This window comes from Streptomyces sp. NPDC031049 (assembly GCF_055571015.1).
In genome coordinates this window covers 1-9,978 of sequence record NZ_JBVIGC010000039.1, presented here as the reverse complement: position 1 = coordinate 9,978, position 9,978 = coordinate 1, and the positions used below count along the sequence as shown (strand labels likewise).

Here is a 9,978-nt window from a genome sequence, read left to right as displayed (position 1 = left end):
TTCTCGCTGGTCCGAACAGGAACCAATTCCATTCCTCCTCCGGTTTTTTTTCTTTTTTTACATCCAGCCCCCCCCCCCCCCCCCCTCTTCCCCCCCCCCCCCCCTCCCCTCTCTCCCTTCCCCCCCCCCCCCCCCCCCCCCCCCCCCCCCCCCCCCCACCCCGCTCGTCGTGGCGCCGCCGCCGCACGGGGAACGCGGGCGGCTCACACACCCTCGGTCAGGGACGCGCCCTCGGTCAGAGACACACCCTCGGTCAGGGACACACCCTCGGCCAGGGACGCCTCCTCGAGCAGGGCGTCCACTCTCGACACGCCGTCCCCCGGCAGCTCGGCGCCGTACAGGGCGTCGAACCGCTCGTCACCCAGGGCGCCCCGGACGCGCGCCGTGATGCGGGCGACATCGTCCTGTTCGCCCTCGGGAAGCGGTGTGCCGACCGAGTGCCGGGCCGCCGCCGCGGCGCCCAGCAGCCGTGCCGCATGCTCCGCGTGCCCCGCCAGCGCCTGCGCACCGGCCAGGCCCTCCAGGCCCAGCGCCACCGCCCGGGGGTCCCCGGTGCCGCGCGCCGCGGACAGGCCCTCGAGCTGCAACCGGACCGCTCTGGCCGCCTCGCCCCGCAGCTCGGCGGTGAAGCCGAGCTCGGCGAGGATGAGCGCGGGCAGGCCCGGCTCGTACCCCATCTGGCGGTGCACTTCCAGCACGTTGTGCATGTGGGTCTCCGCCGCGTCCAGGTCGCCCTCGCGCCGCGCCCCCATCCCGAGCCCGATCTCCGCGTACTGCTCCCCGAACTTGTCGGACTGGGAGACCGCCGCACGCCTGGCCCGCTCATGGAACTCCCGGGCCTGCGCATGGTCCCGGGTGAGCATGGCGATGCGCCCCAGGCCCGAGAGCTGGAACGACACCTCGGGCCACAGCCCCAGGTCCTCGGCCATCCGCAGCCCTTCCCGGTGCAGCCGCCCGGCGCGCTCGTAGTCACCCGTCACCTCGGCGAGCATCTGGAGCGGCACCATGGCCCGCAACTGCCCCCACTGGTCGCCCAGTTGCCTGAACAGCTCCAGGCTCCGCGTGCCGTGGCGCCGCAGCGCCGGGAACTCCCCGCGCATCTTCGCGTGGAACGCCAGGCTGGCGAGCGCCGCGGCGGTGCCCCACCGGTCGCCGAGCGACCGGAACGTGGCGAGCGCGGACTCGATCAGCTTCCGGCTCGGTGCCGGATCACCCACACCGTAGAGGTTCGACGCCACGAACCACTGCGCCCGGGCCCGGCCGAGCGGGTCGTCGATCCTCTCGTACGGCTCCAGCGCGGCCCGGTACTCGCCGCCGGGGTCCGCGCTGCCGCCGAGCACCAGCCTGATGCCGGCCCGCCACGCCGTCGCCGTGGCCACCAGGGCGGCGGGGGCGTCGTCGCCGGCCGACAGGGCCAGGGAGAGAGAGCGCTCGGCCTCGCTGTTGCGTCCCCGCAGATGCCAGTACCAGGCCAGCGCGTTGACCAGCCTGAGGGCGCACTCGGCGTCCGAGGCCCGCACGGCGCTCTCCAGCGCGGAGCGCAGGTTGGCGTTCTCGGCGTCCAGCCGGCGCAGCCACTGGCGCTGCGCGTGCCCTCGCAGGTGGGGCTCGGCCCGTTCGGCCAGCGCCGTGTAATAGGCGCGGTGCCTGCACTGGAGGGCCGCCGACTCCCCCGACTCCGACAGCCGTTCGGCGGCGTAGGCGGCCACCGACTCCAGCATCCGGTAGCGCGGTCCCTCCGCGCCGCCCCCGCCGTCGGTCATGACCAGCAGCGAGGAGTCCACGAGCCGGGCCAGGAGGTCGAGGACCTCCACCCGGTCCACGCCGTCCCCGGCGCACAGCTCCTCCGCCGCGGCGAGCGTACAGCCGTCGGCGTGCACGGCCAGGCGCCGCAGCACCGCCTGCTCCCGGTCGCCGAGCAGCTCCCAGCTCCAGTCGATCATCGCCCGCAGCGTGCGCTGCCGGGCCGGTGCCCCGCGCGGGCCCACCGCGAGAAGGCGGAAGCGGTCGTCCAGCCGGGCGGACAGCTCCCGCACGCCCAGTGCCCGCACGCGCGTCGCCGCCATCTCCAGAGCCAGGGGAATGCCGTCCAGGCGCCGGCAGATCGACACCACCGCGCCGAGGGTCGTCTCGTCGAGGACGAAGCGGGGCGCGGCCGCCGCGGCGCGCTGCACGAACAGCTCCACGGCGCTGAAGCGACCCACGTCCGCCACGCTCAGGCCCGTGGCGGACGCCGGCCATCGCAGCGGCGGCACCTCCTGGAGCCACTCCCCGGTGATGCCGAGCGGCACCTGGCTCGTGGCCAGGATGCGCAGGGCGGGAGCCGCCTTCAGCAACTGCTCGGCCAACTCGGCCACCGGCTCGGCGACATGCTCGCAGTTGTCGAAGAGCAGCAGGGCGGGCCGGTCGCTCAGCGCGTGCGCGACGCGCGGGGCCAGTGACATCGGCTCGTCGGCGAAGCGAGCCATGTCGTCCCGCACCCCGAGCACGGTGCCGACCAGGTCGTTCACGTCGGCCCACACTCCCGCTCGCCGGGCCGCGGACGCCGGATCGAGCGCGGAGAACTCCGCCAGGTGGACACCGCCGGGGAACGTCGCGCCGAGGCGGGCCGCGGTCGCGAGCGCCAGCTGGGTCTTGCCGACGCCGCCGGGCCCGGTGAGCGTCACCAGACGATGGGTGCCCAGCAGCACGCGCAGCTCCTCGACCGCCTCGCCGCGGCCGACCAGCTCCGTCAGCGCGGCCGGCACGCTGCTCGTCGGCTCGACCGCGGAGAAGGCGGGGGCGGGTGGGGCGGCCAGCGCCGGATCCTGCGCGAGGATCGCCTGGTACAACGCCGTCAGTTCGGGCCCGGGATCCACCCCGAGCTCCTCGGCGAGCCGGGTGCGCAGCTCCTCGAAGCTGCGCAGTGCCGCGTCCTGCCGTCCGGCCTGGTAGAGCGCGCGCACATGCGCGGCGCGCAGGCGTTCCCGCAACGGGTGCGCCCGCACCAGATCGCTCAACTCGTCGGCGACCAGGGCATGGTCGCCGAGCTCCAGACGCGCCTCCGCCTGCTCCTCCACGGCGGTCAGCCGCTGCTCCTCCAGCCGGGCCGCCGCGGTGCGCGCGAACTCCTCGTCGGCGAAGTCGGCGAACGCGGGACCACGCCACATCGCCAGGGCGTCCGCCAGCAGGGCCGCCCGCGCCCCGGGCTCGGCGATCCCCCGCGCACGGCCGAGCAGTTCCTGGAACCGGTCGGCGTCCACCGTGTCGGACCCGACCCGCAGTTCGTACCCCGGCGGACGGGAGACGACCAGGGAGCGGCCACCCGGCTCCGCGTCCTCCAGCGCGCGCCGCAACTGCCACACCTTCGTCTGGAGCGCGCCCGGCGGATTGCTCGGGAGCCTTGACCCCCACAGGTCCTCGACGAGCCGGTCCGCGGAGACCGGGCGCCCTCGGTGCACCAGGAGACATGCCAGCAGGGCACGGACCTTCAGCTCCGGGATCCTGACCTCCGACCCGTCGGCCGTCCATACCCCCAGCGGACCCAGCACCCCTAACTGCATGCGGTCAGGCTAACCGATGCGATCACGCTCCCGACAGGACGGAATCGGGCCCCGGAGGCCACCGAGAGCGGACCGAGAGAGGGCCGTGAGCGGCGGGGCGCATCGTGAGAAGCCCTCGAGCCGAGCACAGGAGGAGCCAGCATGCCGGACCGCAGACTGAGTGTGGCCGTGATCATCGGCAGTACGCGCGCCGGCCGCTTCGGCCTCGTCCCCGCCCAGTGGATCGCCGCCGAGGCCGCCAAGCGGGACGACTTCGACGTCGACGTCATCGACCTGGCCGAGGTGTGGCTGCCCGACGTGCTGCCCGAGAGCCTCGACGGCCCGCTGCCCCAGGCGGTGACCGATCTGGCCCCGTGGCTGGCCAGGGCGGACGCGTTCGTGGTCGTCACGCCGGAGTACAACCACAGCTTCCCCGCCTCGCTGAAGAACGTCATCGACTGGTACGTCGACGAGTGGAAGGCCAAACCGGTCGCCTTCGTCTCCTACGGCGGCATCGCCGGCGGACTGCGCGCGGTGGCCGACCTGCGCGCCATCTTCCCCGGGCTGCACGCCGTCACCGTCCGGGACTCCGTCTGCTTCCCCGACTACTGGGAGAAGTTCGACGACGAAGGCCGCCCCAAGGACCCCGAGGGCTGCGGGACCGCGGCCAAGACCATGCTCGACCAACTCGCGTGGTGGGGCCACGTCCTGCGCGACGCCCGCGCCCGGGAGCCGTATCCGGGCTAGGGCCTGCCGAGACAGGCCCTGGCCCGGCCGCCTCGGCCGAGGACGCGTGCGACCACGCGGATCACCGCTCAAGCAATCAGGAAGGACACCCATGTCAACGAACGCCGCCGCGGCCCCGGCCCGTAAGGCCGGGCCCCGGGAATGGCTGGGACTCGCCGTGCTGGCCCTGCCCACCTTGCTCATCTCCCTCGACCAGAGCGTGCTGTACCTGGCCCTGCCCCACCTCGCCGAGGGCCTGGCGCCCACCGGTACCCAGACGCTGTGGATCATGGACATCTACGGCTTCCTGATCGCCGGCTTCCTCATCACGATGGGCACGCTGGGCGACCGGATCGGCCGCCGCAAGCTGCTGATGATCGGCGCCACGGCCGTCGGTCTCACCTCGGTGGCCGCGGCCTACTCCACCAGTGCGGAGGCGCTGATCGTCACCCGCGCACTGCTCGGCATCGCCGCGGCCACGCTCATGCCCTCCACCCTCGCCCTCATCAGCAACATGTTCCACGACCCCTATCAGCGCGGGCGCGCCATCGCGGTGTGGGCCAGCTGCTTCATGGGCGGCACCGCGCTGGGACCCGTGGTCGGCGGCACGATGCTCGAGTTCTTCTGGTGGGGTTCGGTGTTCCTGCTCGGGGTCCCCGTCATGATCGTGCTGCTGGCCGTCGCCCCCTTCCTGCTGCCGGAGTACAAGGACTCCAACGCGGGGCGCATCGACCTGCTCAGCGTGGTGCTGTCGCTGGTGTCGATCCTGTCGGTCATCTACGGGCTGAAGGAACTCGCCCGCTACGGCTTCGAGCCGGTTCCGCTCGCGGCGATCGTCGTCGGCCTCGCCGTCGGCACGGTCTTCGTGAAGCGGCAGGGCAAGCTCGCCGATCCGCTGCTGGACCTGAAGCTGTTCAAGGTCGGCGCGTTCACCGCGGCGCTGCTGATCCTGATGGTCTCGATGCTGGGCACCGGCGGCGGCTACCTCTTCATCACCGGCTTCCTCCAGATGGTGGAGGGCTTCTCGCCGATGGAGGCGGGCCTGTGGATGGTGCCGTCGGCCATCGCCTCGATCCTGGCAGCCCAGGTGGCGCCGATCCTCGCCAAGCGGCATCCGCTGAGCACCGTCATCGGGGTGAGCCTGCTCATCGGAATGATCGGCTACGTGCTGCTCGTCTTCGTCGACCCGGTCGGCGGGATGCCGCTGCTGATGGCCGGCTTCGTCATCATCTTCATCGGCGTCGGCACCTTCGGGGCGCTCGGCACCAACCTGGTCGTCGGCTCCGTACCGCCGGAGCGGGGCGGCTCCGCGGCGGCCCTGTCGTCCATCTGCGGCGACCTCGGCACCGCGCTCGGCATCGCGACGCTGGGCAGCCTCGGCACCGCCGTCTACCGTGACACGATCACCGTGCCCGAGGGCACCCCCTCCGGCGCCGCCGACTCCGCCGGCGCCAGCATGGAGGACGCGATCGCGGCCGCACAGAACCTGCCCGCCGAGGCGTCCGAGGCGCTGCTGACCGCCGCGCGGGTGGCCTACACCAACGGACTGAACGCGATCGGCATCGCCTGCGCCGTCGTCACCGCGATCAGCGCGACCATCGCACTCACCATGCTCCGCAAGAGCCGCGGGGCCACGCCCTCCCAGGACGCCCCGGCGCCCCGGGAAGGCCAGGCCCAGGCGGTGGAGGAGCCGGTCTCCACCACCTGACGGCCGTCCCGCAGGACCGAGCCGCATGCTGCCGGCCCACGCCCCGCCGCGTGGGCCGGCGGCATGTGCGTGGCCCGCGTCCCTTCCGGCCTCGCGGAACGGGCCCCTTCCGGTCTCGCGGAACCGCGGGCCCGGAGCGGGACGGGCGGGACGACCGCCGTTCCCGCCGGCGGCCGGCCGCCCCGGAGATGACACAGTCGGACCCCGGACAGCGGCTGCGCGCGCCCCGGTCCCGACAATCCAGTCATGTTTGCTGCTTACATCGAACAGTTCGGTCCGCCCGACGTCATCCAGTACGGCGAACTGCCGCCGCCGGTCCCCGGGGCGACCGACGTGATCGTCAACGTCGAGGCCACCGCCGTCAACCACGTCGACACGTTCGTGCGCTCGGGCGCCTGGCGTACGCCGGTGCCGCTGCCCTTCGTCATCGGCCGCGATCTCGTGGGCACGGTGGCGGCGGCCGGTCCCGGGGTGGTGGGCTTCTCGGCCGGTGACCGGGTCTGGTGCAACAGCCTGGGATACGCCGGCCGGCAGGGTGCCGCCGCCGAACAGGCGGCCGTGAGCGCCGACCGGCTCTACCGCTTGCCCGACGGGGTGGCCCCGTCCGACGCGGTCGCGGTCGCCCATCCCGCGGCGACGGCCTATCTGGGACTGTTCACCCACGGCCGCCTCAGGGTCGGTGAGACGGTCCTCGTCTCCGGGGCGGGCGGGAACGTGGGCAGTGCCCTGGTGCTCATGGCGGCGCGGGCCGGCGCCCGTGTCATCGCCGTGGCCGGGCGGCGCAGCGAGGAGCACGTGCGCCGCCTGGGTGCGGACCACTTCGTCGACTACCGGGCCGGGGACCTGGCCGCGCGGCTGCGCGCGACGGCGCCGGACGGCATCGACCTGTGGCTGGACACCGCCGGTGTCAACGACCTGGCGACCGCGGTCGAGTTGCTCGCCCGGCGCGGCAGGATCGTGCTGCTGGCCGGGATGCGCTCCCAGCCCGTGCTGCCGGCCGGACCGCTGTACGTCAAGGACGGCTCCGTCGTCGGCTTCGCCATCTCGCAGGCCACGGTCGACGAACTCGCCGAGGCCGCCGGAGAGGTCAACCGGCTGCTCGCCGCCGGCCTGCTGCGCCCGCCCGCCGTCGACCTGCTCCCGCTGAGCGCAGCGGCCCGTGCGCACCGGCTCCTCGAGGAGGGAAAGGCGACCGGAAAGGTGGTGCTGCACACGGGGGGCTGACCCGGGCCGCACCGACGCGGGAAGGGCCCCGGCGGACGACGGCGGCGATGACGCCGGCCCGGCCGTGTCCACCGCACGCCGAACGCCGTCCACCGGTGGCCCGGCCCGGGCGTCGGGCGCGCCCTTCCCGCGACCGTGTCCGGGCAACCTGACCAATTCTCCAACCGTCCCTCGCCCTTTCAGCGGCACCGGTGCAACGCTGTGCGCATGACCTCCATCATCGACATGTCGCCCCTTTTCGAGCTGCGCGCCGACATATTCGTCAAGCGGTCACCGGACGAGGTGTACGACGTCGTCAGCGACCTCCCCCGCAGTGGCGAATGGAGCCCCGAATGCCAGGGCGGTGAATGGATTTCGGGAGAGCCGTCCTCGGTCGGTGCCGTCTTTCGCGGGGAGAACCTCCGCAAGCCGGAAGTCGTCGCCTGGGCCCCGCTGATCCGCGGCACCTGGTACACCGACTCGCGGGTCGTGGCCGCCGAGCCGGGCCGCACGTTCCGCTGGATGATGCTCTCCCACGCCGGTGCCGACCAGGAGAGCATCTGGGGCTTCGACCTGGCGCCGGCCGACGGCGGGACCGTGCTCACGCACCACTTCCGCATGGGCAAGGCGACGGCGGGAATCCACCACATCGTCGAGAACCTCGACGAGGAGGAACGCGCACGGTTCGTCAAGGACTGGACGGACAAGCTCGAGCGGGATCTGGCGGACACGCTCGCCCGCATCAAGGACGTCATCGAGAACTCCTGACCCGCCGCCTTCCGGCGGAAAACAGCGCTCGCTCTCCGAGAACCCGTCAATTCCGGGAACCCCGAGCCTCCGCACAGCCTTTCACCCTTCCATCCGCACTCCCGCCCCACCCCATTCCACGGTTGCACACGAGAGGACGCGCGCATGTTTTTGCAGCGCATCGGGAACAAGGGAATCCGCCTGGGAACGCTGTTCGACAGAGCCGCGGCGAGGCATCCGGCGAGTCCTCTGATTCTCGACCACGACCTCGACATCGCCCCGCAGCTCGGCCGCCGGCTGACGCTCACCGAGGCCGCGGAGCTGATCGACGACTTCGCGTCCCGGCTGTGGGCCGCCGGGCTGCGCACCGGTGAACGTGTCGTCATCCACAAGTCCAACGGGTTCGACATCACCCTGCTGGCCTGTTCCGCGGCCCGGATCGGCGCCGTGCCCGTACTGCTGTCGCCCAAGCTCGACGGCGCCACCGTCGCCGAGTTGCTGCGCCGCATCGGCATGCCGTACCTCGTCACCGACCAGGCGAAGCTGGAGAACGACCTGCCCGCCGAGGTGTTCGAGCTCTCCCGGGAACTGCTGCTGACCTCCGGGAGCCACGAAGGGGCCAGGGAGCTGTCGTCCCTGGCGGGCTGCCCCCGTGTCGAGCCGGTGTCGATGTCGCCCGACCACCCGACCCTGATCACGCACACCTCCGGGACCACCGGCATACCCAAGCTGGCCGTGCACACCGGCCGTACCTTCCAGGCGCGGTACCGGCCGCAGGGCACGGTCGCCAAGCTCGTCGGGCCGAACGAGCCGATCGCCATCCACGTCTCGTTCGTGCACTCGCGGATGTTCACGGCGATGCCGATCTCCATCTTGCAGGGGCACCCGGTCATCATCATGCGGGAGGACGACCCCGCGGTGGTCGGCGAGCTGTTCCGGCAGGTGCCTCCGGGCCTGATCGAGGCGCACCCGAACACGTTCATGCGCTGGGAGGTGCTCGCCGAGGACCCCCGCGAGCCCCTGGCCCAGGTGAAGTACTTCAGCTCCACCTTCGACGCCATCCACCCCCGGACGGTGCACCGGCTGCTCGGGGCGTCCCGCCGCAAGGGTGCCAAGTACATCCAGATGTACGGGCAGAGCGAGGTGGGTCCGATCGCGGGCCGCGCCTACAGCCCGAAGCGGGGCGCGGAGGCCGACGGCCGCTGCGTGGGCCGCCCCTTCCCCGGCATGACGGGAGTACGGGTCGTCAGCCGCGACGGCAAGGCGCCGACCAAGTCGTCGCCGGGGTACATCGAGGTGCGCAGCGACGGTCGCATCGTCACCTACCTCGGCGAGCACGCGCGCTGGGAGAAGCAGGTCAACGACGGCTGGTGGCGCATGGGGGACCTGGGGTACCGCACCAAGTGGGGCTGCCTGCACCTGCTGGACCGCGAAGTCGACCAGATCCCGGGCATCGACAGCACGCTGGAGATCGAGGACAAGCTCTTCGCGCGGCTCCCGGAGCTGACCGAGGCCATCATCGTCCCCGGTGACGACGGGCTGCCCGTACCCGTGGTGGCCACACGCGACGACAAGCCGCTGGACCCGGTGGACTGGCAGTCGGCCGTGCTGGACCTGCCGCCGATGGCCGAGCCCGTGCAGTGGCGGCTGGAACACCTGCCGCAGACCGCCACGACCAAGATCAAGCGACTGGAGCTGATCGAACGGCTGCGGGCTCAGGGCCACGGCCAGGAGTGACCCTGCCGGCTCCCGCGGCGCCTTCTGGACCGACTGCTCCCCGGCCGTGTGCGATCGGCTGAGATGCGTGCGAGTCGCCGATGTGCCGGTCCGGCCTTGCCTGCCGCGGCCGGGCTTGTGGGGGGGGGGGGGGGGGGGGGGAGGGAGGGGGGGGGGGGGGGGGGGGGGGGGGTGGGTGGGGGGGGGGGGGGGGGGGGGGGGGGGGGGGGGGGGGGGGGGGTGGGGGTCCCCCCCCCCCCCCCGAGGCCCGCACCAGCGCCGGGTGCCTCACCTCGCCGGGCGCCCGAGGACTCAGCCGAGCTGGTGCATCCAGCCGTGCTTGTCCTCGGCCGTACC

The 9,978-nt window shown here is 72.9% G+C and carries 6 protein-coding genes; 5 read left to right on the top strand and 1 reads right to left on the bottom strand.

From position 1 onward, the window contains the following. Positions 1–203: 203 nt before the first annotated feature. Complete coding sequence (locus ACZ45Q_RS33895; RefSeq protein ID WP_468269017.1) at positions 204–3,542, bottom strand: AfsR/SARP family transcriptional regulator; 3,339 nt, start codon at positions 3,540–3,542, stop codon at positions 204–206. Between the two features lie 141 nt (positions 3,543–3,683). Between ACZ45Q_RS33895 and ACZ45Q_RS33890 the strand changes: the two genes are divergently transcribed. The 5 genes from ACZ45Q_RS33890 (at position 3,684) to ACZ45Q_RS33870 (ending at position 9,642) form a co-directional block, all read left to right on the top strand. Further along, positions 3,684–4,268, top strand: coding sequence for an NADPH-dependent FMN reductase (locus ACZ45Q_RS33890; protein ID WP_468269014.1), 585 nt, complete (start codon positions 3,684–3,686; stop codon positions 4,266–4,268). Between the two features lie 91 nt (positions 4,269–4,359). Beyond that, a complete protein-coding gene (locus ACZ45Q_RS33885) occupies positions 4,360–5,955 on the top strand; it encodes an MFS transporter (RefSeq protein ID WP_468269011.1) in 1,596 nt (531 codons plus the stop codon). A 246-nt stretch (positions 5,956–6,201) separates the two neighbouring features. Then, positions 6,202–7,179 (top strand): NADPH:quinone reductase, encoded by a 978-nt coding sequence (locus tag ACZ45Q_RS33880; protein ID WP_468269008.1) that lies wholly within the window; start codon positions 6,202–6,204, stop codon positions 7,177–7,179. Between the two features lie 207 nt (positions 7,180–7,386). Next, the gene (locus tag ACZ45Q_RS33875) at positions 7,387–7,926 is read left to right on the top strand and encodes an SRPBCC family protein (RefSeq protein WP_468269005.1); all 540 of its coding nucleotides are present in this window, start codon (positions 7,387–7,389) and stop codon (positions 7,924–7,926) included. 144 nt (positions 7,927–8,070) lie between these two features. Next, positions 8,071–9,642 (top strand): class I adenylate-forming enzyme family protein, encoded by a 1,572-nt coding sequence (locus ACZ45Q_RS33870; protein ID WP_468269002.1) that lies wholly within the window; start codon positions 8,071–8,073, stop codon positions 9,640–9,642. Positions 9,643–9,978: the final 336 nt, after the last annotated feature.

Coding starts and splice junctions, on each gene's coding strand:
- ACZ45Q_RS33895 (WP_468269017.1), bottom strand. CDS start 3,542: ATGCAGTTAGGGGTGCTGGGTCCGCTGGGGGTATGGACGGCCGACGGG.
- ACZ45Q_RS33890 (WP_468269014.1), top strand. CDS start 3,684: ATGCCGGACCGCAGACTGAGTGTGGCCGTGATCATCGGCAGTACGCGC.
- ACZ45Q_RS33885 (WP_468269011.1), top strand. CDS start 4,360: ATGTCAACGAACGCCGCCGCGGCCCCGGCCCGTAAGGCCGGGCCCCGG.
- ACZ45Q_RS33880 (WP_468269008.1), top strand. CDS start 6,202: ATGTTTGCTGCTTACATCGAACAGTTCGGTCCGCCCGACGTCATCCAG.
- ACZ45Q_RS33875 (WP_468269005.1), top strand. CDS start 7,387: ATGACCTCCATCATCGACATGTCGCCCCTTTTCGAGCTGCGCGCCGAC.
- ACZ45Q_RS33870 (WP_468269002.1), top strand. CDS start 8,071: ATGTTTTTGCAGCGCATCGGGAACAAGGGAATCCGCCTGGGAACGCTG.